Raw genomic sequence first — 24,674 nt, forward strand, 5'->3', positions numbered from 1 at the left:
TAGAGTCACCGTGTCACGTCCTCTCCGCGGGCCCGTGCACCGGGCATGGCGGCCACCAGTGCGCGGGTCACGTCGTGTTCGGGCCGGCTCAGCACCCGGGCGGCCGGTCCCGTCTCACGGATCCGCCCGTCGTGCAGCACGGCCACCCGGCCGCCGAGCCGTGCGGCCACCGACAGGTCGTGCGTGACCACGACGACGGCGATCCCCAACTCCGTGCGCAGCCGGGCGATCAGCTCGACGACTCCGGCGGCCACGGACGGGTCCAGCGCGCTGGTCACCTCGTCGCAGAGCAGCACCTCGGGGCCGGCGGCCAGCGCCCGCGCGAGGGCGACGCGCTGCCGCTGGCCGCCCGAGAGCGCGCCGGGAAGCCGGGCGGCGAGGCCCGCGCCGAGGCCGACCTGCGTCAACAGCCCCTCGACCGCCGCCTGTCGCTGTTCCTTGGACAGGTCCTGCCGGAACGCGAGAGGACGGCCTACGATCGTGGCGACGGTGTGGCGGGGGTTGAGCGAGGCGTACGGGTCCTGGGGCACGAGCTGCACCCGACGTCGCTGCCGGGGGTCGCGGTCGCGCACGTCAGGTGCGAGGGCCTGGTCGTGGAGACGGATGTCGCCGCTCGTCGGGCGGTCGAGACCGGCGAGGCAGCGCAGCAGGGTCGTCTTGCCGCAGCCGGACGGGCCGACGACGGACAGGCAGTCGCCGGTGCCGAGGTCGAGGGACACATCGGAGAGGACCGGTATTGCTCTGCGTACGAGAGCGAGATCCGAAACCCGGAGCAAGGAAGCCCCTTGCGGGCCCTCCGGCTCCGCGTGAATCCCGGGCCGGGCGGCGGCCGCGACCAGGGCCCGCCCGCGCTCGCTGACCGGATCGCTCAATACCGCCTCGGCAGGCCCCTGTTCGACGATCCGCCCGCCATCCATCACCGTCACCCGGTCGGCCACGGCGGCCACCGCGGCCAGGTCGTGGGACACGAGCAGGACCGCCGTGCCCGTCTCGCCGCGCAGCCGGGTCAGGTCGGCGAGGAAGGCGGCCGCGGTGACGGTGTCCAGGGCGTTGGTCGGCTCGTCCAGGACCAGCAGCCGGGGTTCGGCGGCCAGGGCCACGGCCAGCGCCACCCGCTGCCGCTGGCCTCCGGACATCTGGTGCGGCCGGCGGTGCGCGACCTCGGACGGCCGCTCCAGTCCCGCGAGCCGCAGGGCCCGTTCGACGCGTTGCGGCCACTGCTCCTTGGATACTTGGCGGGCCCGCAGCACCTCGGTGATCTGCGCGTCGGCTCGCAGGTGCGGTGCCAGTGCGGTGCGCGGGTCCTGGGCGACGTAGCCGCACACGGATGCGCGCAGCCGCCGTAGCCGCCGCTGGTCGAGGGCCAGGGCGGGGTGCCCGTCGAGCCATGCCTGGCCGTCGGTGTGCCGCAGCCCCACCGCCACGTGTCCGAGGGCGGCGAGGACGAGCGTGCTCTTGCCGCTGCCCGACTCCCCTACGACGGCGAGGAGTTCCCCCGGAGCGAGGTCGAGGTCGACGCCGTCCAGCACGGGAGGCCCGCCCTCGGTCTCCACCCGGAGCCCCCGCACGGAGAGCAGCAGCTCACCGGGCGCGTCGACCGTCGGAGCGTTGGTGCGCCGACGCCCCGACCCGCGCGCTTCGACGTCGGGGAACGCCGCGTCGAGCAACAGATTCGTGGCGAGCAGGAGTACGAGGAGCAGAGCCGCCGGTACCAGGACCGCGAGGGGCTGGAGGGTGAGCCCGTCACGGTTCTCCAGCACCATCAGCCCCCAGTCGGCGGCCGGGGGTTGGGTGCCGTATCCGAGGAAGGCGGCGGTCGCTACGACGGTGATCGCGCCGAGGAAGCGGACCCCGGCGTCGGCGGCGAGGACCGGGGCGAGGTTGGGCAGCACCTCGCGCCACAGCACGCTCGCCGTGCGCTCGCCTCGCGCGACGGCGACCTCCACGTAGTCCTGGGCCAGGATCCGCAGGGTCGCGGCGCGGACCACGCGGATGCTCTCGGGCAGCAGCACGAGTCCCGTGGCGAGCGCGACGCCCGCCGGGCCGCGTCCGGTGGCCACGACCACGACGCTCAGCAGCAGGAAGGCGGGCATGCCCAGCAGGACGTCGGCGAGGCGCAGGATCAGGGTGTCGGTCCAGCCCTTGCGCCAGGCGGCGGTCATGCCGGCCACCGCGGCGAGCGCGCAGACCGCCGCCGTGACCGCGAGGCCGTTGAGCAGCAGGGAGCGGCCGCCGGACAGCACGCGGCTGAGCACGTCGGAGCCCAACCGGTCGGTGCCCAGGAGGGCTTGGGCGCTGCCGGGCGCGTACGGGATGTCCACGGGGTCCGTGACGGCGTGCGGCGCGAACAGCGGCCCGAGCAGGGCCACGGCGACGACCAGCAGCAGGACGGCGAGCGCGGCGCGTCCGCGCCACCGCCGTCGCGGCGGTGCGTCGGCCGTCGTGGGTGCGACGGCCTGCGGGCGCACGGGGGTGAGGGTCATCGCGGGTGCCTCTGCACGGGGTCGAGGAGCGGTACGGCCAGGTCGGCGGCGAGGTTCGCGGCGACCGCGACGGCGGCGCCGAGCAGGGCGACGGCCTGCACCACGGGGACGTCCCGGGCCGCCGTGGCGTCCACCAGGAGTGCGGCGAGCCCGGGGTAGCCGAACAGGGACTCCGCGACCAGCGCCCCGCCCAGCAGGTAGGCGACGGAACGGGCGAGCATCGGGACGGCGGGGCCGAGCCCGGCGGGCAGCACGTAGCGCAGGGCGACCCGGTGTTCGGGAACCCCGTTCAGGCGGGCCGCGTCCACCGCCGGGGACCGGGCGGCCTCGGCCACTCCGGCCCTGACCAGCCGCAGGTTCTGCGCCAGGCTCACCGAGACGAGGGTGAGCGTCGGCAGGACGAGCACGGCCGGATCGTCCAGCGGCCCCTGCCCGGCGCCGAGCAGGGACACGGCGGGCAGCCAGCCAAGGCCGGCCGCGAACACCGCCATCAGCAGGGCGCCGGTGACGAACTCCGGTACCGCGGCCAGGCCCAGCGCGCCGCCGGACACGATCCGGTCGCCGCGCCGCCCGGCCCGCAGCCCCGCCCACAGTCCGAGCCCGACGGCGAGCGGGACGAGCACGGCCGTGGCGGCGAGCCCCAGCACGAGGGAGTTGCCGAACCGGTCGCCGATCAGCTCGCCCACCGGCCGGCCGCTGGCGTAACTCGCGCCGAAGTCACCGCGGACGACGTGCCCGAGCCAGTCGAGGTACCGCAGCGGCGCGGGCCGGTCCAGTCCCAGCCGGTCCCGCAGTGCCGCGACGGCGTCCTCGGAGGCCTGCGGTCCGAGCCGGGCGGTGGCCGCGTCGCCGGGGGCGGCCTCGGTGGCGGCGAACACCAGCACCGACACGGCGAACAGCACGAGCAGCGCGCCGCCGATCCGGGCCGGCCACCAGCGCGAGAACCGGGGCCGCTTCCCGCCGATTCGGCTCATCCCGGTCACTCGACGAACGCGTCCCGCAGGCTGGGGAAGTCCGCGTAGCCACGCGACTTGACCCCGTGCGCCTTCGCGGCCGAACCCGACACGGTCGGCACGCGTGCGAACAGGGCGTCCCCGCCGTGCTCGTGCAGGTGCGTCAGCACGTCCGCGACCCGTGCGCGCCGCTGTTCGTCCCGCGTCGCCCGGTTCATGGCGGCGATCAGCGGATCGAGCGCGGCCGCGTCCTTGGTGCCGGTGAGCGGGAACGAGGCCGTCGAGCCGTAGTACGTCCGGATCGCGAGCGGCAGCGGGTTGGGGTGGTAGGCGGCGGTCTGGACGGGGGTGCTGAGGATGGTCTTGAAGTCGCTGTAGTAGTCGGCGGCGGGCACCTTGTCGAGCGTCGCCTTGATGCCGGCCTTCTCGAGCATCGGCACCATCGCGGTGGCGCTCTCCTCGGTGCCGTAGTCGTAGTCGGAGGTGCGGATCCGCACGGCGAGCCCCTCCTGACCGGCCTCCTTGAGCAGCTTGCGGGCCTGCTCGGGGTCGTAGGCGGTCTGCGCGATGCCCGTGTCGTAGTACGGCTGGTGCGCTCCCACGAGGTCGTTGCCGACCTCGCCCTGTCCGAGGGTGACCGTGCGGACCAGGGATTCACGGTCGAGCGCGAGCTTCACAGCCCGTACGACACGCGCGTCGGTGAACGGCTTCAGCCCGAGGTTCATGGGGAGGTTGAGGTCGACCCACAGGTCCTTGGACGGGGTTTCGAGACGCAGGGCGCTGTTGCCGCGCTCGGTGCGCAGGGCGGTCAGGGCGAGACCGCCGGCGTACTCGAACTGGCCGGACTTCAGGCCGCTGAGCCGGGCCGCCGCGTCGGTGACGGGGATCAGCTCCAGCTCGTCCAGGTAGGGGCCGCCGTTGTCCGCGTCCCAGTAGTCCTCGCGGGGAACGAGCAGGCTGCTGCGCCCGGCCTGCCACTTCTTCACCACGTACGGCCCGCTGCCCACCGCCTTCGCGAGGTCCTTGGTGCCGTCGGGGAAGACGAACATGGAGTGCGCGAGGGCGAGATCGAAGAACCCGTCGGCCATGGTGAGCGGCAGCTCGACGGTCCGAGCGTCACGCGCGCGTGCCTTCTTCAGGTCGAGGTGCGTCATGAACCCGGCCTGCGGGCTCCGCTTCTCGACGAGCGTGCGCAGACTGAACAGCACGTCCTGCGCGGTGAGTTGGCGCCCGTCACTGAAAGTGACGCCCTTTCTGATCCGTACGGTCCACCGGGTGGCGTCGGAGTTGGGCTCGACGGTCTCCGCCAGCCGCCAGACCGGCTTTCCGCCGTCCAGCTCGCCGAGGGCGTCCCAGACGACGCGGGCCCGCACGTAGTCGATGCCGACGCCCGCGGCCAGCGTCGGGTCGGTGGACTCCGTGCTGCCGCCGATGAACGCCGCCCGCAGCTTCCCGCCCTTGCGGGGAGTCGCGGACGCCTTCGCGGCGGCGGGCTGCCCGTCGCTCCCGCCTCCGCAGGCCGCCAGTGCCCCGCCGGCGGCGACCGCCACCGCCCCTCCCGCGACGCCGCGCAGCGCGGCACGCCGAGTTATCACTCCGGTTCCCTCTCCCCTGGCACACATACCGGCCCCAGGTGTGTGAACGCCCGGGGTATACGACGTAGATGACCTTACCCATGACGAAAACCATTTTCAATAACGGGCGGGATACGGCTGCTGCGGAAGCGCGGTCACAACTGGCCCCGTTACGCGTCAGCGTGAGGTGTCGATGCCCGGGTCGTCGGAGGGGTGGGTGGTGCGGGCGGCGGCGTGGGCGTAGCGAGCGGCGAGGCGCGCGAATGCGGTGCTCAGTTCAGGCGGGCCGATCACTGTGATGTCGGTGTCGAAGCGGCCGATGGTGGCGGCCAGGCCGGTCCATGACCAGGAGCCGAGGGTGAGCCGGCAGCGGTCTGGGCCGAGTTCTTCAACGACTGCGTCTTGGGCGAAGGGGGCCACGGCGGTGGCGGGGAGGTTCAGGATGACCTCGCCCTGGCAGGGCCAGTCGGCGGTGGTGCCGTCGGAGCCGCGGAATCGGCTGATGATGAAGGCGGACACGTCGCCTCCGGGGAGTTCACGCGGGGTGAAGCGGGGGCCGGTGGGTGTGCGAGGGGTTATGCGGTCCACGCGGAAGGTCCGCCAGTCCGCGCGGTCGAGGTCCCAGGCCACGAGATACCAGTGGCCGCGCCACGTGACCAGGTGGTGAGGCTGGGTCCGGCGGGGTTGCTCATCGCCGACGGGCTCGTTCCGCCCGTAGTCGAAGCGAAGCTCGACATGGGCTCGGATGGCGTTGCCCAGGTCCACGAGGACTTGAGAGCCGACCGGTGTCGCGTCGGCGTTCTCGGGTGACTGGACGGCTGTGACGCGGAGCGTGTCGATGCGGTGGCGCAGGCGGGGCGGCATGACCTGGCGAATGGTGGCCAGGGCGCGGGCGGCGTCCTCACCGATCGTGGTGTCGGTGGCCGCGGTCTGCAGGGCGACGGCCAGAGCGACGGCCTGGTCGTCGTCAAACAGCAGCGGGGGCAGATGGGAGCCGGCGTCCAGGCGATAGCCGCCGGCGGGTCCCTTGAAGGTCAGGATCGGGTAGCCGAGTCCCCGTAGCCGGTCCATGTCGCGGCGCACCGTACGTGGGGTGACGGCGAGACGCTGGGCGAGGTCCTCGCCGGACCAGTCACGGCGGGTCTGGAGCAGTGAGAGCAGCGCGAGCAGCCGCGAGGACGTTTTCTGCATGTGCACCACTGTGCCCGAAGTACCGGACACATCCTGTCCGCTACCCCTGTCAAGGTGGTTCCACAGCCGCCAAAGACCGAAGGCAAGGAGCAGGCCATGTCCGTCACGACCACCACTCACCTGAACTTCCGGGGCGACGCGTCTGCGGCGCTCGGCTTCTACCAGTCCGTCTTCGGCGGGCGCACCGTAGCCGTCACGTACAAGGACGCCGGCAACGTACAGAACGAGAACGAGGCGGACTGGATGATGTGGGGCGAGGTGGTCGCAGACAACGGCTTCCACATCATGGCCTACGACGTGCCGTCCCAACTCCCTTGGAACCAGGGCGAGAACCCGTTCTTCGTCTCCGTGCGGGGCACCGACGCCGACGAGATCAACGCCCTCTGGCAGAAGCTCGCCGAGGGCTCGACGGTGGTACGGCCCCTGGAGGCCGCGCAGTGGGCGCCGCTGTACGGCATGCTCACCGACCGCTTCGGCGTGACCTGGGTCCTGGACGTCACCGCTCCCTACGGCGGCTGAGCCGACTCGCTCGACACGGGGCGCCCGGTGCCGCCGCAGGGGCGCGGCGCACCGGGCGGCCGAGCGAAGGAAGCGGTTCATCTCGCGGATGCGATACCTGGGACGCACCGGGATCGAGGACGGGGCTCGGCTGCCCACTGCCGGGAGGGAGTGTGCGGGATGCGGACGCGAGGCTCAGATACGGGATGCGAGAGTCAGTGCAGTGGTTGGCCGTGGACGATTCCGAACGCGTCGTCGAGGTGGTCGCGTATAGCCCAACCTGGCCGCGCTGTTCGAGATCGAGCGACGGCTCTTGGTGGACGCGCTGCCCATCGCCCATGTCTCGGCTCTGGAGCAAGGCCGGTACCGCCTCCGCCCCTAGGTCTTCGCCGATGACCGCGATCACTGAGCTTCTTCGAGTTGGCCTCCGATCAGGCGACCGCCGACGAAGCGCAACGAGCGAGGCCCCCGAGCTGTTGATCGAGATGTCTGACGTCTCAACCACGCTGCTCGGGGGCCTCGTTGGTCATCTATCCTGCCGCACTCGACCTGCCCCATGCACTCGTGGAGTGGGTGACCATGCTCGTCGTCACCCGTGAGGGCGACCGGCGATGCAAGCTCCGTCCGTCCCAGCGCGCGATGGTGGCACTGGTGTACCTGCGCGAACACACCACCCTGGCAAAGATCGCTGCCGGGTTCGGGATCAGCGAGTCCACCGCCCACGCCTACACCAGCTCGGTCATCCACCTGCTCGCCGAACGCGCACCGGGTCTGCTGAAAGTCCTGCGCGAGACCGATGCGGACTTCGTCCTGCTGGACGGCACGCTCGCCGAGTGCGACCGCGTCGGCGACGGACGAGCTGACTACTCCCACAAGCACCGCCGGCACGGAGTGAACGTGCAGGTGGTCACCGATCCGGGCGGTCGGCTGCTATGGCTCTCACCCGCACTGCCCGGCCGAGCCCACGACCTGACCGCTGCCCGCACCCACCGCATCATCCGCATCTGCGAGCGCCAAGGCGTCCCTGTCCTCGCCGACCTCGCCTACCAGGGCGGCGGCCCCTGGGTGACCACGGGCATCAAGCGCAGGCCACTGCGGGAACTCACTCTCACCGAGAAGACCATCAACCGGGCCCTGGCCGCGGCACGTGCACCGGTCGAACGCGGCGTCGCACGCCTCAAAGCCTGGCGCATCTTCCGCAGATCCCGATGCAGTCCGAACCGCATGACGTCAATCGCCAAAGCCATCCTCACCCTGGAGCGGCAACGCTGAAGAAGCTCACTGGTTCTTCCCAAAGGACACGGCAAGCAAGAGAACCCATCACCTGCACGTCTTGGGCGCGGCGTCACCGCGGCCGCGGGAGAACCGGGTCTTCCGCGACTACCTCACGGCCCACACTGAGGCCGCACGACGATACGAGGCGGCCAAGCGGCGGGCGGCTGCCCTGCATCCCGACAGCCGGGCCCGGTACGGCGCAGCCGAGGAGGCAGCCATGCGCGAACTGATGGCCGAGGCCGGGCTGTGGGCAGGGCTTCGGGGCGAGTCCCGCTAGCCGGGCGTTGGGCGTGCCTCCTCGTACGGGGAGAGGTCCGCGAGCAGTGGCCCGTGTCGGCGGGATCTTCGTCGTATGTCGTCTGCGTCTGGGCACCACCGCAACCAGGCTCCTGTCGCGCCACGTCCCTCGGGTGTGACATCCAACTCCGATGCGAGACCCTCCGGCACGCCTCCTTGGCCGCACTGCGGGCACAACACCGCTGCGGACGGCGTGGGCTGTGCCGGCCGCAGGGTCGGACCGCACACCGCATGCCTGGCGCATCTCCCCAGCCCCGACCGCTCCGCATACCTCGCCGGTCTGCAGCCCGGCGCCGACGTCGACCACCGTGGCACCGCCTTCACCGACGAGCTGCTGAGCGAACTACTCACCGCGCTCACTGACTCCGCTTCAGGTCGTCCCCGCTTTGGCCGGGCCAACTTCGAACAGGCGAGGTTCAGCGGTGATGCCGTGTTCGAAGGGGCGGGGTTCGACGGTGATGCCTGGTTCATGGGAGCGGAGATCAGTGGCCAAGCCGATTTCGGCGGGGTGAAGTTCAACGGCGACGTTTCGTTCCTCAGGTCGAAGTTCAACGGTGGTGCCTGGTTCGGTGGCGTGGAGTTCCACGGCACCGTCTGGTTCCGTGGAGCGGAGTTCCACGGCAACGCGGTGTTCCTGCAGGCGGTGTTCGAACACGCTGCCCGGATGGGGCCGTTGGCGTGCACAGGGACGCTCGATCTGTCCGAGGCGGTGTTCGCAACCGCCGTGACCATCGAGGCGGCAGCGGCTGCCGTGCACTGCCGACGGACGCGGTGGGCCTCTACTGCCGCGCTGCGGCTGCGGCACGCGGCGGTGGATTTGAGTGACGCGGTCCTTGAGTACCCAGTGAGTGTCGCTGCGCGCTCCAGGCCCTTCACCGTGGACGACGCGGAAATGGCCGAACCTGACTTGACCGGCCCCCGCGTTCGTGTCGTATCGCTGCGAGGTGTGGACGCAGCGCACCTGGTGCTCACCGACCTCGACCTCACCGACTGCCGTTTCGCCGGGACCATCCACCTCGACCAGCTACGGCTGGAGGGGCGTTACACCCTGGCTGTCGCCCCCTCCGGTCTGCGTCGACGCGGGATATGGCCAGTGCGCTGGACTCCGCGCCGGACGCTGGCCGAAGAGCATCACTGGCGTGCCTCCCGCTCCGCGGGCGCAGACGGCTGGGCCCCTCCCCTGGACGGGGACGAAGTGCTGGAGCCGGCCGCACTGGCGCCCGTGTACCGGCAGCTGCGCAAGAGCTTCGAAGACGGCAAGCACGAACCGGGAGCCGCCGACTTCTACTACGGCGAAATGGAGATGCGGCGCCACGCCGACGACATCCCCAGGGCTGAACGGAGCCTGCTCACCGCGTACTGGGCGCTCTCCGGCTACGGGCTGCGGGCCTCCCGCGCCCTCGCCTGGCTGCTGACGTCCATGACGGCCACCGTGCTGGCGATGATGCTGTGGGGCCTGCCGCAGGACGATGCGCAGCCGAGGAGCTCGGGCACGGTCACCGGTCGCAGCATCACTCTGACCACAGACGCACCCGCTCCGATCAATCCCAGTGGACCGTACTGGAAGCGCGTGTCGACCGAGCGGTTCGAGAAGTCCCTGCGGGTCGTCATCAACTCCGTCGTCTTCCGCTCCTCCGACCAGAGCCTGACTACCGCCGGCACCTACACGGAGATGGCCTCCCGCCTGGCCGAGCCGGTCCTGCTCACCCTCGCCGTCCTGGCCATCCGCGGCCGAGTCAAGCGGTGACCGACCGCAGGTCGACTCTCGTGAGTCAGGTCGGTTCGACGAGTTGCTCGACGGCGACAGCATCGGCAGCCTCTGTCGCAGTGTGCGCGCAGACCGCAGGTGCCCGCGGGTGGCGGCGACTTCGCGTATCTCATCGTGCAGTTCGTCCACCGCGGTCCGGGCGGGCCAGGCCGCGGATGCAAACGCGGTAGTCGGCCTCCCACTGGCCACCCATCGCGGAGACCACTCCGATCCGGTGCAGCCCTCCGTCGCTACGGCCGACGGGGTACGGGCCGTTGCCGACCAGCATCGCGTCGCGGTTCGTGCGCCGACGAGTGGTTTTCGGGCTCACGGCCGGCGGGGCCCCGGAGCTCTTCGGGAAGGCGGTATGCCGCGAGGGCGGCGATGTCGTCGTCGAGACTCCCACCGCTGTAGGCGAGCAGGTCCTGGTGCAGGTGGTCGAGGAGTTCGCGGGGAGGGAGGGTGGCCCAGGCCTGGATGCGCTCGGTGAGCGGGTAGAAGGATCCGGTGGGGTCGCGTGTCTCGGTCACGCCGTCGGTGTACAGCAGCAGCCGGTCGCCGGGGTGAAAGGGCTCGACGTCCACGCGATAGCCGTCGCCGAGCAGAATGCCGAGGTTGAGGGGTAGAGCCGGGTCGGCCGAGTCCAGTTCGGTGACCCCTTCGGGGCCCAGCCGCAAGGGTGGCGGGTGACCGCAGTTGACGATACGGACGACGGGTTCGTCGTCGGGAACCTCGGCGAACACGGCGGTGACGAAGCGCTCCGCCGCCTCGCTGCCCGGTACCTGTGCGGCCCTGCGGCTCATGCTCCGTTCGACACGATGCGCCACACCGGTCAGATCTGGCTCGTCGTAGGCGGCCTCACGGAACGCGCCGAGCATCGTGGCGGCCGTTTCCACCGCGAGCAGACCCTTGCCCCGGACATCGCCGATGAGCAGACGCACTCCGTGCGCGGTGGGCACCGCCTCGTACAGGTCACCGCCGATGCGTGCCTCGGCGGCGGCGGACAGGTAGAGGGCCTCCATCGAGATCCCGCCGAGGTGGCGGGGCACCGGGCGCAGCAGCACGCGCTGCGCGGTCTCGGCCACGGAGCGCACGCTCGCCAGCGTGCGCTCGCGGCGCGTTCGGTGGGCGGCCATGATCGTGCCGAGGACGCCGACCAGGGCGGTGCACACGTAGGCGCCCACATAGTGGCGGTCCCACAGGTAACCCACCATGCGTCCCGCACAACACGGAGTGCCGGCCAGGACGCCTTCGAACACGACGGCGAAAACCGCGATGGCCGCGACACCGACAGGTCCATGGGCGTAGGCGGCGACCACGGGGAGAGCGATGAGCAGGAAGCTCACCGGCCACTGCACCGGAGTGATCGGCTCGAGCACCAGGATGCCCGCGACGTAGAAGGCCGGCAGCCAGCGCATCCATGCCGGCGGAGCAGGCACCTGCGGGCCCGTGCCGCTCGCCTGCGCCGCACGGCGGCCCTCGGCTCCACGACCGCCCGGCCACCTCACCGCTCACTCCGGTCGCGGATCCACCGACGCGTCCTGTGCACAAGAACTCCTGGCAGGCCTCGACCGCATTGTCAGGATCTTCATCGTAATTCCATGACATTGGCGATTCGTGGAGGTCACCGTGGAACGACCGCCACCATGGCCGCGCGCCTGCACTGCACTGACCTGTACTCAGGGGGACCACGGCGTCACCGCGGCATCCGATCAACCGGTGGCGAGGAGTTCGAGCGTGTCGATCACACGGTTCGAGAAGCCCCACTCGTTGTCGTACCAGGCGACCACCTTGACGTGACGTCCGTCGACGCGGGTGAGGGCCGAGTCGAAGATCGACGAGGCCGGATTGCCCACGATGTCGGACGACACGAGCGGGTCCTCCGAGTACTCGAGGATACCGGCGAGCGGCCCCTGCGCCGCGGCGCGGTACGCCGCCAGCACGTCGTCGCGCGTCACGTCGCGCGCGACGGTCGTGTTGAGTTCGACGATCGAGCCCACCGGAACCGGCACCCGGATCGAGTCGCCCGACAGCCTTCCGTCGAGGTTCGGCAGCACGAGGCCGATCGCCTTGGCGGCGCCGGTCGTGGTCGGCACGATGTTGACGGCCGCCGCACGGGCGCGGCGGGCGTCGCGGTGCGGGCCGTCCTGAAGGTTCTGCTCCTGCGTGTAGGCGTGCACCGTCGTCATGAAGCCGTGCTCGATGCCGGCGAGCTCGTCGAGCACCGCTGCCAGTGGCGCGAGCGCGTTGGTCGTGCAGGAGGCGTTCGAGACGATCGTGTGCACGTCCGGGTCGTACGCGGCGGTGTTGACCCCGAACGCGAGCGTGACGTCGGCGCCGTCCGACGGCGCGCTGACGAGCACCCGCTTCGCGCCCGCGTCGAGGTGTGCCCGAGCGGCCTTGGCCGAGGTGAAGCGGCCGGTTGCCTCGAGCACGATGTCCACGCCGAGTTCGGCCCACGGCAGCTGCGCCGGTTCGCGCTCGGCGAGCACCGTGATGCGGTGTCCGTCGACGATGAGGGCGTTCCCGTCGACGGACACCGGGCGGCCGAGCCGACCGGCCGTCGAGTCGTAGGCGAGCAGCCGCGCGAGGGTGGCGGGCTCCGTGAGGTCGTTCACGGCGACGACCTCGAGGTCGCTGGTGCGTTCGAGCAACGCGCGCAGCACATTGCGTCCGATGCGGCCGAATCCGTTGATGGCGATGCGGGTCATGAAAGCTCTCCCTTCGGTTCGCCACCAGCGTCGCGTACGGCCATCGCCGGTGACCGCGGCGTGAGCGCCACGGTTCGAAAGGATCTCGCCAGGATCTCGCCGGGCGGTCGGCTACTCGCCCTGGGCGAACGTGCGCCGGTACTCGCTCGGGGTGGTGCCGAGGATGCGGTGGAAGTGCAGCCGCAGATTCGTGCCGGTGCCCAGACCGACGTCGGCGGCGATCTGTTCGACGCTCCGCTCCGAGCGCTCCAGCAGCTCACGGGCCATGTCGATGCGGGCGCGCATGACCCACTGCATCGGCGTGTACCCGGTGTCCTCGACGAAGCGCCTCGAGAAGGTGCGCGGCGAGACCGCCGCGTGCCGGGCGAGCACATCGAGAGTGAGGGGCTCGCCGAGCCGGTGCAGGGCCCACTCGCGGGTGGTCGCGAACCGCTCGCCGAGCGGCTCGGGCAGACTGCGCGGCACGTACTGTGCCTGACCGCCGCTGCGGTAGGGGGCCGCCACCAGCCGTCGGGCCGCGTGGTTCGAGGCGGCCACCCCGAGGTCCGCGCGCAGGATGTGCAGGCACAGGTCGATGCCGGAGGCGGCGCCGGCCGACGTCAGCACGCTGCCCTCGTCGACGAACAGAACGTTCTCGTCGACGCGGACGAGGGGATGCTTCGCCTTGAGCGCCTGTGAGTAGTGCCAGTGCGTCGTGGCGCGCCTGCCGTCGAGCAGACCCGTGGCGGCGAGCGCGAAGGCACCCGTGGAGATGGCGGCGAGCCGCGCGCCACGGTCATGGGCGGCGAGCAGCGCGGCGACGACGGCGGCCGGCGGATCGTCGCGGTCCGGAGACCGGTAACCAGGGATGAAGACGATATCGGCCCACGCCAGCGCGTCGAGGCCGTGGGCGACGTGGTACGACAGGCCGTCGCCGCCGGTCACGAGACCGGTCTTCGCACCGCAGACCCGCACCTCGTACGGCATGCTCGCCCGGGTCGTGAACACCTGCGCGGGAATGCCGACGTCGAGCGGCTTCGCACCCTCGAGTACCAGGACGGCGACGCGATGGAGGCGGGTGGCGGGCACGGGGACCAGGGTACGAGGGGTATTTGATGGTCAGTCGACGCGGACGCTCGTAGAGTCCACCGCGATGACCCCGTCCGGGTCGCAGGACCACACTGCGAACCACTGCTCGGCGCCGTACGCCTCGAACCGCTCCACCTCGGTGAACCCCAACTTGGCCGCGAGGCGCATCGAGCGGTCGTTGGCGGTCTGGGTGGTGAGCACCACCGGTTCACCGGGAAGCACGTCGGCGAACCAGTCGAGTACCGCTGCGCACGCCTCGGCCGCGTACCCGCATCCCCACGCCTCCGGCAGGAACATGTAGCCGAGCTCGACCGCCCGGGAAGTCTGACGGACGTGCCCCGGACGCTCGGCGTCCCGCCGTTCGAGCGTGATCATGCCGATCATCGCTCCGTCGAGGTCGATCACGAAAAGGCCAGGGCGCCGCCCGGGCAGCTCGGACACCGCGCGTTCGAGCTCGTCACGCGGTCTGGGCCCGCCCATGTAGGTGCCCACCTCTGGTGATGCGAACAGTTCGATGAACGCCGCGCGGTCCCGGGCCTCGGACTCGCGGAGCACGAGCCGTTCGGTCCTTATCGGCGCAGGTGGCCAGGCGCCGGCTCCGAGTTCGGTCATGGCCGGCAACTTATCCCACGGCCGTGAGAGTGATCCGAGAAAGAAGACCTGGAGCCCGTCTCTTTGCCGGAACCGGCGCTCAGGCAGGCAGCGTCCATCAAGGCACAAGATCGCTAGTGGGCGCGGAGGAGCTTGAGATGAGCGGTACGGCCACCCGATACCTCTATCTTGTCCGGCACGGCGAGGCGTCACCGGACGAGAGCGGGCTGACGGAGGCCGGTCGACGGCAGGCCACACTGCTCGGCCAACGCCTCCGGGACATCCCGTTCACAGCGGTTCACCACGGTCCCCTGCCGCGGGCGGAGCAGACCGCACGCCTCATCGGCGACCAACTGAAGGGCGTCCCTCTGCACGCCTCGGAGGTCGCTGGTGACTACGTGCCCTACTTCCCGGAGAAGGACGAGCTTCCGGCCGAATCAGCGGACTTCTACCTCCGCTTCCTCGCCGACGCCACCGACGAGGAGCGGAAGCACGGACCTGCGCTGGCCGGCCAGGCGCTGGATCTGTTCACCGGGGCGGTGGACGGCGATCAGGACCGGCATGAGCTGGTCGTCACCCACAACTTCCTGGTCGCCTGGCTCGTCCGGGACGCCATGCACGCACCCGAATGGCGTTGGCTCGGCCTCAACCACTGCAACGCGGCACTCACGGTCATCCGCTACACGCCCGGTCGGCCGGCCTCCGTCCTCCTCTCCAACGACATGCGGCATCTGCCCACAGAGCTGCGCTGGACAGGCTTTCCTCCCGAGCCGCACATCTGACGCGACCGCCAGGCCCCGGTGATCTCGTACGAGGGCCCGGGGCGGTGCCGCTCAACCGAACCGCAGGATGCGTGGCGCGAAGGTGCCCTCAGGGCCGTCGGCGCGGCCGACCGACCACACCGTCGCCGTGCCCGGCACCGGCGCCAGCCGCAGCGTCCTGGAGCCACCCTCCCCGGCCACCGCCGGTTCGCTGTACTCGGTGAACGACTGTCCGTCCCAGGCAAGGAAGTCCGGCCCGGGGACAAGCGGCGGAGAGCTGCCAGGCGGGCCCCACTTCTGCGAGTTGGCCACCGAGATCCAGGCCAGCGCGCCGGACGTGCCGGGTGCCAATGAGCTGATCGAACCGAAGTCGGCGGGCACGGTCACCCGGCTCCACTCCTGCCCGTCCCAGCGGACCAGCAGTGGCGGAATCGGCCGACCCGGCGGGCCGCCGACGAACCCGGCCGTGCCGCCCGCCCACACCTCCGTGGGCGAGACGGCCAGCACGCTGCCCACGGCCGACCGCGGGAACCCGTACACGATCGTCTGCTGCCACGACCGCCCGTCCCAGTGCGACACGGCCGCACCCGAGTCGGTGGCACCCGCGGCCCAGACGTCGTCGGCCGCCAGGATGTGCAGGCCGTACACGGCTCCCGGCGGCGTCGGCACGTCCCGCCAGCCATGCCCGTCCCGGCGCAGCAGTACCTGCGCGCCGTCCCGCGAACCGATCAGCCAGGTCTCGCCGCCGCCGGCGACGACCTTGGTCAGCACGACACCGCGCGGCGGCCGGCTCTCGGACCAGGCGATGCCGTCGAAGCGGAGCAGGTGGGCGCCGCCCGCCGAGTCGCGGCCGACCGCCCAGACGGCGGTGGGTGAGGTCGCGGCGATGGACAGCAGCTCTCCCTGCCAGCCGGTCCCGGGCAGGCTCTGGCGCTGCCACGCGGTTCCGTTCCAGCGCAGCACCAGCGGGAAGCCCGGCGCCTCCCGACCGACGGCGTCGGCACCCACCGCCCACGCCCGGTCCGGACCGAGCGCCACCGCCTCGTTCAGCCCGGCCTGTGGGCGTGTCTGTGCCGGGACCGGCACGTGTTGCCAGGACAGGGTTTGCGCCGCGGCCGGGCTCATCATCGTCACGATGGTCATGGCGACAGCGAGGGCCGCGACGAGAAGTCTGCGTGCCATGGTCAGCCTCCCAGCCGCTCGCTCATCAGGTTCGGTTTCGTGCCGTAGATCTCGACGGTTCCGAGGGACAGCAGCGAGGACCCGGCCCTCGCCAGTGCACGCGGTTTGACGTCGATCGCGTCTTTGCGCTCCGGGCCGTAGGAGAAGGTGGTGCGGGAGCCGTTCACCCGCGCGTACTTCGACTGGAAGGCACGGTCGCTGCGCACCGGCAGCCACAGCGCGCCGTCCGGGCCGCGCGCCATGGCCTCGGTGTGGGTGTCGCCCAGCGGTGGGTAGGTGGTGCGCCAGGCCCCGAGCCCGGTCCAGGTCATCAGGTACGTGCGGGCCGCGCCGTCGGTGTACCGGCTGCCGCCGATCGTCACCCGGCCGGACGGTTCGAGCAGCGTCGTGTGCACGTTGCTGTTCGGCGGCAGCGGCACCTTCGCGTCCCGCCACGCCGTGCCGTCCCAGCGCAGAACGGTGGTCCCGGTGCTGGTGTCCGCCCAGGCCCAGACGTCGGTGCCGGTACGAGCGGTGATCCCCATCAGGAACAGCACACCGTCCGGAGTGGACTGTGTGGTCCAGCCGGACCCGTCGTAGTGCAACACCTTCAGCCCGGTGCCATCCTCACCGACCACCCACGCGGCACCCGGCACCGCGGTGAAGTCCTGGTAGGTCCACAGGGTTTGCGGCAGCGGCACGGCACTCCATCCGCCCGCCGACCGGCGCAGGATCTCCCCCGCTCCCCCGCGGTTGTGGAAGATCCACACCTCGTCGCCGACGAACTGCACCTTGCCGAGCCAGCCCGACTCACCGGCGCCGGGGAAGGTCGTGTCCCGGCTCCACGCCGTGCCGTCCCACCGGTACAACATCGGCCGCAGTCCATCGGCGGCGCGCTCGTACCCGGTCGCCCACGCCTCCCTGGGCCCGCGGGCGGCGAGATCGGACACGGTCACCGGCGGGGCCGCCGCGGGCACCGGCAACGCGGACCAGCTCGGTGTGACAGCCGCGGCCGGCGACACCACCGCGGCACACGCGATCACAAGGCAGACAACGACCGCACGGAGACCGTTCACGAGACCCCCCAGTCCGCGGAGGTCGCAGAGCTTATGGGCAGTCACTTGAGTGTGAACAGACGGCATTTCGGCCATGCGTGCGTCCCGCGAGCACCTCGACGTCACCCCTTGGCCGCAGCCCTTTCGCTCCCTCCCTCCGCCGCGTCTGCCGCCAGACTGCTCGTGATCCCCCTCTACTGCTTCCTCGCCTCCGCCTTCACGACCAACGACGAGATCTTCGCCCACCCCTTCGCCCCGCCCGGCTCGCTCGGCCTGGACAACTTCCGGACCGCTTTCGACAGCGCCGACCTGGGGCTCGCGGTCGTCAACTCCGCGCTGGTGACGGTCTTCTCGCTCGCGCTCACCCTGCTGCCGGCCGTACCCGCCTCGTTCGCCCGCTGCGCCCGCATCGACGCCGACGCCGGCCTGGTGGTACCCGCCTTCCTCGAACGCGGCTACCCCTACAACCGCCCCGCCGACCGGCCGCTCATCTTCACGTCCCCGCAGCAGAGTCACGTCACCGCGCGCGCCACCGACCTGCCCGTGGGATTCACCCGCGAGGCCGACGGACTGCCCGGCACGGCGGCGCTCCATCTGCTGCCGGCCACCCGCCACCTCACCACCCGCACCCGCACCCGCCGCGAGCTGGCGCGCCGTGCCGACGCGGGCGCCACCGTGTACCTGTCGTTCTGCTCCGGCGAGCATCCGATCACGCGAGGCCCCTGGTTCGACGACCTCGACGGACTGTTCGGCGTGGAACTGCAGTCGTCGTACGGCGTGGCCGAGCCGATCGAGGACGACGTGCTGGAGATGACGTTCACCGAGGACTTCGACGGGCTGCGCGCGGGCGAGGTGCTGCGCGTGCCGGTCGTCGGGAACGAGGACAGCCGCGCCTACCTGCCCGTGCTGCCCCGCGCGGGCCGCGTCGTGGCCGTGGACGCCCATGGCCGGCCGGCGCTCGTCGTGCACGAGAGGGGGGCCGGACGCACGGTGCTGGCCACGTATCCCCTGGAGCACATGGCGGCCCGTACGCCGCGCGCCAACCCGGACGCCACGCATCGCCTCTACGAGGCCCTGGCGGAGGTCGCGGCCATACGGCGGCCCGTCACGGTCCCCGACCCGCACGTCTCGGCGGACGTCCTTGTCCACGCCGACGGACGGCGTTTCGTGTGGCTCGTCAGCCGGAGCGCCGAACCGCTCACGGTCCGCCCGGCCGCCGAGGGCGCCCTGCACGAGCTGAAGGGCGGCGAGCCCGTCACGGACGTGGCGCTCGATGCGTACGGCGTCGCCGTGCTGGAGCTGCGATGACCGCACCCCGCTACCTGGCCCCGGCCGCATCGGTGGCGGACCGTGTGCGTGACCTGCTGGGCCGTATGACGCTCGCGGAGAAGGTCGGCCAGGTCAACCAGCGCATGGGCCTCGGTGAGCCGCGCCGCGAGATACGGGTCCTCTCCGAAGCACTCCTCGGCACGTCCCCAGCGCGGATCGCGTACCAGGTCGAGAGCGGACACCAGCGCCAAGTGCGCGCCCCGGGAGCGCAGTTCGGCACCGGTGGGTGGCCGCGGCCGCCTCGGCGTACAGCCCCGGATCCCAGGTGGCGCCGCCGACCGCCAGATTCACCGGGAGCCCAGTGTGCCGTCCAGGGCCTGGTGGCCGTGCGGCGTCTCCTCCACCAGCAGGTCGCGTACCCCGCCACGCCTTCAGCCAAGGGCTGTCGTACACGAGCGTCGAGTACCGACCAACGCGCCTGTCGAGCCGACGAGTCGACGCCGGCACACCGAATCTGACGTGCCAGGTCACCGTCCGCGACACCGGCTCGCGGCCGGCCCACGAAACGGTCCAGCTCTATGTCCGCCGTCTGTCGGGCGGCACGTCCTGGCCACGCGTGCGAGAACTGCGCGGCTTCGTCCGCCTCGACATCGCGCCCGCGGCGAGGCGGAGGCGGTCTTCGCCGACCGAACTCAAGGGGCACGGCTGGACATCACGGCGCCCCTCGGGCGGCGGGGTTGACAGGGTGGACGACACCCAGGCATGGCCCGCACCGAGGACCAGCTCATGCGCAGGCGTCGTCTGCCCATCACCGGCCAACAGGCCCGGGCTCAGGCGGGTCACGATGCGGCAACTCGGCAGCGGGGCTCCGCCGGTTCGCCCCGGCAGAGACCCGCCCGGGCGGTGAAGTCGGTAAGGTCACGCGGTGCCTCGCCGCCCCTGGGCGTCTGGAGACACCGCCGTCGCCGGCGGTCGGCCATGCCCGCAGGGCGCCTGGACCGCTGCCGCTGGACACGCGCCGCCTCACTGCTCCGCCCTGCCGAATCACCGACCGCGGTTCGCCATACTGCGGCGTGCCCGCGGTCACCGCGCCCAGGGCAGCCGTCACCATCACCTCGCCACCCACTCGGCTGCGCCATACAGGAGCCCCACATGTCCGACAGCGCCCCCGAACCCCGTCCCGTCACCACGGAGGCGGTCCCTCTGGGCACCGGTACCCGCCGATGGCTCTTCCACCCGCCGCGGCGCCACGGCGAGGTCGACACCAGTCGCAGCGTCAGCTTCCTGGAACTCTTCTACGACCTCGTCTACGTCGTCCTGATCGGCCAGGCCGCCCACACCCTCGCGGAGGACATCTCCTGGCGAGGGGCGGCGACATTCGCAGTGATCTTCGGGCTGATCTGGATCGCCTGGCTGAACGGCACGCTCTTCTACGAACTGCACGGCCGCGAAGACGGTCACACCCGTTCGCTGATCTTCGTGCAGATGCTGCTGCTGTGCCTCATGGCCGTCTACGTCGGCCACGCCGACAGCGACGACGGCCGCGTCCTGGCGGCACTGTACGCGCTGCTGCTGGCCCTGCTGAGCTACCAGTGGTACTCCGTGTACCGGCTGGACCTACCGGAGCTGCGCAGGACGCCGCGACGCTATCTGATCGTCATGGTCGCGGGCATCATCGTGACGGCGGCTTCGGTACCTCTGTCGGCCGATGTCCGTCTCGCCGTCTGGGCGGTGTTCGTCGTCGCGTGGTGCGGCGTGGAGTTCGTCATCCTCATCTTCTGGCGCAGAAGGCCGAGTTATGACGTCGTGACCGAAACCATGGTCGAGCGCTTCGGACTGTTCATCATCATCGTGCTCGGCGAAGTCGTCATCGGTGTCGTGAACGGCCTGACCGACACCGAACGCAGCGCCCTCGTCACCACCACGGGCCTGCTCGGGCTCGCCATCGGTTTCGGTTTCTGGTGGAACTACGCCGACTTGGTGTCCCGACGGCTGCCCCGCGAGACCGGCCACTACCTGGCGACCTGGATCTTCACTCACCTGCCGATGGCCATGGCCGTCGCGGCAGGCGGTGCCGGAATGGTCGGCCTCGTGGAGCACGCCACCGACCACCGGACACCGGTCGCCGTGAGCTGGCTGATGGGTGGGTCCGTAGCCGTAATGCTGCTCACCACCGTGGTGGTTCTGCCCACCCTTGAGGACTACGACCGCTACCCCTCCGCCTACAAGTCAGTACAAGTCGCACTCGTCGCGGCAGCCGTCGCCGCGCTCCTCGCCGGCTGGTCCCGCCCCGCCCCCTGGCTCCTCGCTCTCACCTTGCTGCTCGTCCTCTTCGCGACGTGGGCTTTCGCATTCGTTCGATGGCTGAGGCAGGGCTCCCTGATCAACGAGAGGTCAGCCGAGTCACGTTGAGCGGTCTGTCAGCGCGCCACGTCCCGAGGGTCTCAGTCGAGACAGAACTCGTTGCCCTCGATGTCCTGCATCACGATGCACGACTCGTTGTCGTCATCGGCGAGCAGTAGCCGCACGCGTACCGCGCCGAGCGCCACCAGCCGTGTGCATTCGGCCTCGAGCACGGCCAGGCGCTCTTCACCCACGAGCCCGGTGCCGACCCGCACGTCGAGATGCACCCGATTCTTGACCACCTTTCCCTCGGGAACCCGTTGGAAGAACAGCCGCGGGCCCACACCCGAGGGATCACCGCACGCGAACCACGAACCCCGATCCTCGGGAGGCTGCGAGCGATCGAAATCGTCCCACGTGGCAAACCCCTTCGGCGGCGGCGGTACGACGTACCCCAGCACCTCGCACCAGAAGCGAGCGACGCGCTCAGGTTCCGCGCAGTCGAAGGTGACTTGGAACTGCTTGATCGAAGACATCGGCGCACCATAGCAAGGGGGTGTCGTCGCTACGAGGCGTAGGTCTCGAACTCGGCCACCTTCGGAGTGCCGGAGGCCCCGGTGATCTCAAAGGTGATCTTCTTCAGCGAGATCTGCGGGAACGTGATGACGCCCGCACCGCTGCCGCTGGTGAGCACCGCACCCGTATCCGCGTTCAACAGCCGCCAGGAGCCGATGACCCCCGAGGAGCCGGCCGCCTCCCGGATGGCGACGCGCGATACCGACGTCGCCGAACCCCACTTGACGGAGACCGACCCCGTCGAGCCGGCCGGTGACCAGTACGTGCCCATGTCCCCGTCACGGACATTGCCGTAGCTGGTGCCGTCGGCCTTGCTGGAGCCGTCGGAGCCGGCGCCGATACTGAGGTTGGTGCCGCTGGGCTGGGTCGGATCCGCCGTGGGTGTGGTGGTGGGCGGGGACGTGGGAGCCGTCGGGCTGGAAGTCGGCGTCTGTGTCGAGCAGTTGCCGTCGGACACCTGCAGACCGGTGCCCGCGCCCGCGGTCCGGCTCACGACGTCGGGGACGCACGCGGCGGCGTCGAGCGCGTAGGAGTAGGGGATGCTCACCGTGGTGTTGGACTGGGGGTTCGGACCCGCGGGGTAGTTGTCGCTTCCGGGGCTGGACCATGTGACGTTGTCGAAGACGTTGCCGCCGACCTGCCAATAGCCGCGCTGGTCCGTGTAGAAGGTGCCCAGGACGTCCTTGGAGTCCTCGAAGTAGTTGTTCTCCACCCTTGCCTTGGCTCCGGCCCGTGAGTTGATGCCGGACTCGTTCAGGCTGACGTAGTGGTTGTTGTAGATGTGGGCTGTCCCGCCGCGCAGCAGGGGGGTTCGGGAGTCGATGTTCTCGTAGAGGTTGTGGTGGAAGGTGACGTACCCGTTGGACAGATCGCTCTCGCTGGAACCGATCAGGCCGCCTCGGCCGGAGTTGCGCAGCGTGCTGTACGACAGCGTCACGTACTGCGTGTTGTCCTTCATGTCGAACAGGCCGTCATAGCCCTCCGACTCGCCCCCGGACGCCTCCAGGGTGGCGTGGTCGACCCAGACGTTGCGGACGTCGCTCTCCATGCCGATGGCGTCGCCGCCGTTGGAGGTGGGCGAGCCGGACTTCTTCACGTTCCGGACCGTCACGTCCTGGATGATGATGTTGCTCGACTCGCGCAGGTGGATGCCCAGTTGGTCGAAGACGGCACCGCTGCCGACCCCGACGAGGGTGACGTTGCTGATCTGCTTCAGCTCGATGACACCGGCGGCCGTGTTGCAGCTGTCGCCCGACACCTTCGCGGTGTTGCCGTGGTTGATGGTCCCCTCGACCTCGATGATGATCGGCGTGCTGCTGGCGGCCCGGCCGCAGAGCGCCGCGTGGATCTCGGTACCCGTGGTCGCGCGGACCCTCTGCCCGCCGGCTCCACCCGTGGTCCCGCCGTTCTGCGTCGCGTAGCCGGTCGCGGCCGAGGCCTCCGGCATCGACAGGGCGACGCCGACCGCGGCCGCCAGGGCCATCGCGGCCGACGCCGCGGACAATCGCAGTGCGACAGGTCTTCTCATCTCGTCTCCTGAGTTCATCGAGGGTCACCATGGCTTTGGTCGCGCATGGGCGTGCGACAGCCGGGACTTGTGACAGGTGGGGTCGAGCTGGGTCGGGCATGGCGCTCGTCGAGGTGCCCGTCGTCACGGGGTTCTGGGGCATGCCGAGTCGCGACGCACGAGCGGTCGCCGCGGGTCTGCCGTGTACCGGCGGGAACCCGTGTCCTGCGGGTTTGTGTTACGAGAAGCCGTCGCCTGCGTGGACGCGGCGGATGGTGCGGCATGTGCGTGTCATGACGTGCACCCTTCGTTCCACGACATGGCACCGCTGTGCGGATGCCTGCATGTCGATTCACCGGCGGCTCGTGCACACGTCGCGGCGGCCCCCGCGACGATCGGCCCTCCCGGCAGGTTCCCAACTCACCGAGAAAGCGCTTTCCGAGTGGTGACGATAGGACCCGTTCGGCCGACCGACAAGACTGTCGGCCAAATTTGGTTCACATTCTCGAATGGTCCGGGAGGGGATTCACAGCTTGGGACGGCTTGACTGCAGGAGTTGATGGTCTCGCCGGGAGCAAGGTCGGAACAGCCGATCCAGTACATGAACAGAGAACACCTACATGTACCCCTACACGACCAAGATCTCCCGGCGTCCGTGGAGCGGTCCGACCTACCTGAGAATCTCAACAAGCGCGCGGACAGCAGGAGTTCGGACATAGGTTGTGCCATGAATGATCCACGCCTCGACTGAAGGACGGACACGACTGATGAGCGACCCTGTGGCGGCGCCAGAACCGGCGGATCGGAGGATCGACACGTCGGTCCCGCACTCCGCACGCATCTGGAACTACTGGCTCGGCGGCAAGGACAACTACCGCGTCGACGAGGAAGCCGGCGACGCGTACACCGCGGTCTTCCCCGGCATCGTCACCATCGCCCGGTCCAGCCGTGCCTTCCTGCGTCGCAACATCACCCATCTCGTCTCCGAGGCGGGGATCCGGCAATTCCTGGACATCGGGACCGGCCTTCCGACCGCCCAGAACACCCACGAGGTCGCTCAGGGACTCGCGCCCGAGACACGGATCGTCTACGTCGACAACGATCCGATGGTCCTGGCCCACGCTCGGGCCCTTCTCTACTCGACCCACGAGGGCGCGACCGCGTACGTCGACGCCGACGTCACGGACCCCGGCCGCATCCTCGCGGCCGCCGCCGAGACACTGGACCTCGGCCGACCCACCGCGCTCATCCTCAGCAACATCCTGGGCCACGTCTCCGACTACGCCCAGGCCCGATCCATCGTCACCCGGCTGATGGGTGCCCTGCCTTCGGGCAGTTACCTCTCCATCAACGACGGGTCCCTCGGTATCGACCCGGTCTTCGAACAGGCTCAGGACGCCTACAACAGCAGCGGCGCGGTCCCGTACATTCTGCGCACCGTCGACGAGATCACCACGTTCTTCGACGGCCTGGAACTGATCGAGCCGGGCGTCGTCTCGGTCACGCAGTGGCGTCCGGAGCCCGGTTCACCCACTCCGGAGGCCATAGCCGAGCACGGTGGGCTCGCCCGGAAGGCGTAGCCGGCGGGCCACGGGACGGGAGGGGCCGACGACG

The 24,674-nt window shown here is 70.5% G+C and carries 19 protein-coding genes and 2 pseudogenes; 8 read left to right on the top strand and 13 right to left on the bottom strand.

Translation table 11 applies throughout. The annotated features are described in order from the left end of the window. Nucleotides 1-5 precede the first annotated feature (5 nt). The 4 genes from IM697_RS45740 to IM697_RS24345 all read right to left on the bottom strand — a co-directional run bounded on the left by IM697_RS45740 (nt 6) and on the right by IM697_RS24345 (nt 6,201). Nucleotides 6-2,483, bottom strand: a complete 2,478-nt coding sequence (locus IM697_RS45740) for an ABC transporter ATP-binding protein/permease (RefSeq protein WP_194038231.1) — start codon at nt 2,481-2,483, stop codon at nt 6-8. Continuing rightward, nucleotides 2,480-3,457, bottom strand: a complete 978-nt coding sequence (locus tag IM697_RS24335) for an ABC transporter permease (RefSeq protein WP_194038232.1) — start codon at nt 3,455-3,457, stop codon at nt 2,480-2,482. Before IM697_RS24335 ends, IM697_RS45740 begins: the two co-directional genes overlap by 4 nt. 5 nt (nt 3,458-3,462) lie before the next feature. Then, nucleotides 3,463-5,031, bottom strand: a complete 1,569-nt coding sequence (locus IM697_RS24340; protein WP_194038233.1) for an ABC transporter substrate-binding protein — start codon at nt 5,029-5,031, stop codon at nt 3,463-3,465. Between the two features lie 156 nt (nt 5,032-5,187). Further along, the gene (locus IM697_RS24345) at nt 5,188-6,201 is read right to left on the bottom strand and encodes a helix-turn-helix transcriptional regulator (RefSeq protein ID WP_194038234.1); all 1,014 of its coding nucleotides are present in this window, start codon (nt 6,199-6,201) and stop codon (nt 5,188-5,190) included. 96 nt (nt 6,202-6,297) lie between these two features. On the opposite strand from IM697_RS24345, the gene IM697_RS24350 reads away from it, so the two are divergent. The 4 genes from IM697_RS24350 (at nt 6,298) to IM697_RS24365 (ending at nt 10,018) form a co-directional block, all read left to right on the top strand. Next, nucleotides 6,298-6,720: a VOC family protein gene (locus tag IM697_RS24350; RefSeq protein ID WP_194038235.1), complete on the top strand. Its 423-nt coding sequence runs from the start codon at nt 6,298-6,300 to the stop codon at nt 6,718-6,720. Nucleotides 6,721-7,221: 501 nt separating this feature from the next. After that, complete coding sequence (locus IM697_RS24355) at nt 7,222-7,971, top strand: transposase family protein (RefSeq protein ID WP_194038166.1); 750 nt, start codon at nt 7,222-7,224, stop codon at nt 7,969-7,971. 61 nt (nt 7,972-8,032) lie between these two features. Next, nucleotides 8,033-8,251, top strand: a complete 219-nt coding sequence (locus IM697_RS24360) for a GrpB family protein (RefSeq protein WP_228044148.1) — start codon at nt 8,033-8,035, stop codon at nt 8,249-8,251. A 135-nt stretch (nt 8,252-8,386) separates the two neighbouring features. Further along, nucleotides 8,387-10,018 carry a pentapeptide repeat-containing protein gene (locus IM697_RS24365; RefSeq protein ID WP_228044149.1) on the top strand — a complete coding sequence of 544 codons (1,632 nt, stop codon included), beginning with the start codon at nt 8,387-8,389 and terminating at the stop codon, nt 10,016-10,018. Between the two features lie 251 nt (nt 10,019-10,269). On the opposite strand, the gene IM697_RS24370 is transcribed toward IM697_RS24365, so the two are convergent. The 4 genes from IM697_RS24370 to IM697_RS24385 all read right to left on the bottom strand — a co-directional run bounded on the left by IM697_RS24370 (nt 10,270) and on the right by IM697_RS24385 (nt 14,409). Further along, a complete protein-coding gene (locus IM697_RS24370; protein WP_194038237.1) occupies nt 10,270-11,436 on the bottom strand; it encodes a PP2C family protein-serine/threonine phosphatase in 1,167 nt (388 codons plus the stop codon). Between the two features lie 294 nt (nt 11,437-11,730). Then, complete coding sequence (gene gap / locus IM697_RS24375) at nt 11,731-12,729, bottom strand: type I glyceraldehyde-3-phosphate dehydrogenase (protein ID WP_194038238.1); 999 nt, start codon at nt 12,727-12,729, stop codon at nt 11,731-11,733. Nucleotides 12,730-12,840: 111 nt separating this feature from the next. After that, nucleotides 12,841-13,797, bottom strand: coding sequence for a GlxA family transcriptional regulator (locus tag IM697_RS24380; protein ID WP_194038239.1), 957 nt, complete (start codon nt 13,795-13,797; stop codon nt 12,841-12,843). A 30-nt stretch (nt 13,798-13,827) separates the two neighbouring features. Beyond that, entirely contained in the window at nt 13,828-14,409 is a 582-nt protein-coding gene (locus IM697_RS24385) for a GNAT family N-acetyltransferase (protein WP_194038240.1), read from the bottom strand. A gap of 137 nt (nt 14,410-14,546) precedes the next feature. Between IM697_RS24385 and IM697_RS24390 the strand changes: the two genes are divergently transcribed. Continuing rightward, on the top strand, nt 14,547-15,170 hold the full coding sequence (locus IM697_RS24390; protein WP_194038241.1) for a histidine phosphatase family protein: 624 nt from the start codon (nt 14,547-14,549) through the stop codon (nt 15,168-15,170). A gap of 51 nt (nt 15,171-15,221) precedes the next feature. Here the strand turns inward: IM697_RS24390 and IM697_RS24395 are convergent, their stop codons facing one another. Together IM697_RS24395 and IM697_RS24400 are read right to left on the bottom strand one after the other, a co-directional pair. After that, nucleotides 15,222-16,331 carry a beta propeller repeat protein gene (locus tag IM697_RS24395; RefSeq protein WP_194038242.1) on the bottom strand — a complete coding sequence of 370 codons (1,110 nt, stop codon included), beginning with the start codon at nt 16,329-16,331 and terminating at the stop codon, nt 15,222-15,224. 2 nt (nt 16,332-16,333) lie between these two features. Next, nucleotides 16,334-17,386, bottom strand: a complete 1,053-nt coding sequence (locus IM697_RS24400; RefSeq protein ID WP_194038243.1) for a hypothetical protein — start codon at nt 17,384-17,386, stop codon at nt 16,334-16,336. Between the two features lie 369 nt (nt 17,387-17,755). Here IM697_RS24400 and IM697_RS24410 point away from each other — a divergent pair. Then, a pseudogene (locus IM697_RS24410) lies at nt 17,756-18,673 on the top strand (beta-mannosidase); the annotation flags it as partial. On the opposite strand, the pseudogene IM697_RS24415 reads toward IM697_RS24410, so the two are convergent. After that, a pseudogene (locus IM697_RS24415) lies at nt 18,655-19,062 on the bottom strand (glycoside hydrolase family 3 N-terminal domain-containing protein); the annotation flags it as partial. The pseudogenes IM697_RS24410 and IM697_RS24415 sit on opposite strands and share 19 nt — an antisense overlap. A 724-nt stretch (nt 19,063-19,786) precedes the next feature. Here IM697_RS24415 and IM697_RS24420 point away from each other — a divergent pair. Next, complete coding sequence (locus IM697_RS24420) at nt 19,787-21,046, top strand: low temperature requirement protein A (RefSeq protein WP_194038244.1); 1,260 nt, start codon at nt 19,787-19,789, stop codon at nt 21,044-21,046. 32 nt (nt 21,047-21,078) lie between these two features. Here the strand turns inward: IM697_RS24420 and IM697_RS24425 are convergent, their stop codons facing one another. Continuing rightward, nucleotides 21,079-21,513, bottom strand: a complete 435-nt coding sequence (locus tag IM697_RS24425) for a VOC family protein (RefSeq protein WP_194038245.1) — start codon at nt 21,511-21,513, stop codon at nt 21,079-21,081. A gap of 29 nt (nt 21,514-21,542) precedes the next feature. Continuing rightward, nucleotides 21,543-23,081, bottom strand: a complete 1,539-nt coding sequence (locus IM697_RS24430) for a pectate lyase family protein (RefSeq protein ID WP_194038246.1) — start codon at nt 23,079-23,081, stop codon at nt 21,543-21,545. A 746-nt stretch (nt 23,082-23,827) separates the two neighbouring features. On the opposite strand from IM697_RS24430, the gene IM697_RS24435 reads away from it, so the two are divergent. Next, on the top strand, nt 23,828-24,640 hold the full coding sequence (locus IM697_RS24435; protein ID WP_194038247.1) for an SAM-dependent methyltransferase: 813 nt from the start codon (nt 23,828-23,830) through the stop codon (nt 24,638-24,640). Nucleotides 24,641-24,674 lie beyond the last annotated feature (34 nt).

The sequence above is a fragment of the Streptomyces ferrugineus genome (genome assembly GCF_015160855.1).
Classification (GTDB): Bacteria; Actinomycetota; Actinomycetes; order Streptomycetales; family Streptomycetaceae; genus Streptomyces; species Streptomyces ferrugineus.

What these genes read in the sequence shown, in the direction of transcription:
- IM697_RS45740 (WP_194038231.1), bottom strand. Translation starts at nt 2,483, where the DNA reads ATGACCCTCACCCCCGTGCGCCCGCAGGCCGTCGCACCCACGACGGCC.
- IM697_RS24335 (WP_194038232.1), bottom strand. Translation starts at nt 3,457, where the DNA reads ATGAGCCGAATCGGCGGGAAGCGGCCCCGGTTCTCGCGCTGGTGGCCG.
- IM697_RS24345 (WP_194038234.1), bottom strand. Translation starts at nt 6,201, where the DNA reads ATGCAGAAAACGTCCTCGCGGCTGCTCGCGCTGCTCTCACTGCTCCAG.
- IM697_RS24350 (WP_194038235.1), top strand. Translation starts at nt 6,298, where the DNA reads ATGTCCGTCACGACCACCACTCACCTGAACTTCCGGGGCGACGCGTCT.
- IM697_RS24370 (WP_194038237.1), bottom strand. Translation starts at nt 11,436, where the DNA reads ATGCGCTGGCTGCCGGCCTTCTACGTCGCGGGCATCCTGGTGCTCGAG.
- gap (WP_194038238.1), bottom strand. Translation starts at nt 12,729, where the DNA reads ATGACCCGCATCGCCATCAACGGATTCGGCCGCATCGGACGCAATGTG.
- IM697_RS24385 (WP_194038240.1), bottom strand. Translation starts at nt 14,409, where the DNA reads ATGACCGAACTCGGAGCCGGCGCCTGGCCACCTGCGCCGATAAGGACC.
- IM697_RS24390 (WP_194038241.1), top strand. Translation starts at nt 14,547, where the DNA reads ATGAGCGGTACGGCCACCCGATACCTCTATCTTGTCCGGCACGGCGAG.
- IM697_RS24395 (WP_194038242.1), bottom strand. Translation starts at nt 16,331, where the DNA reads ATGGCACGCAGACTTCTCGTCGCGGCCCTCGCTGTCGCCATGACCATC.
- IM697_RS24420 (WP_194038244.1), top strand. Translation starts at nt 19,787, where the DNA reads ATGTCCGACAGCGCCCCCGAACCCCGTCCCGTCACCACGGAGGCGGTC.
- IM697_RS24425 (WP_194038245.1), bottom strand. Translation starts at nt 21,513, where the DNA reads ATGTCTTCGATCAAGCAGTTCCAAGTCACCTTCGACTGCGCGGAACCT.
- IM697_RS24430 (WP_194038246.1), bottom strand. Translation starts at nt 23,081, where the DNA reads ATGAGAAGACCTGTCGCACTGCGATTGTCCGCGGCGTCGGCCGCGATG.
- IM697_RS24435 (WP_194038247.1), top strand. Translation starts at nt 23,828, where the DNA reads ATGAGCGACCCTGTGGCGGCGCCAGAACCGGCGGATCGGAGGATCGAC.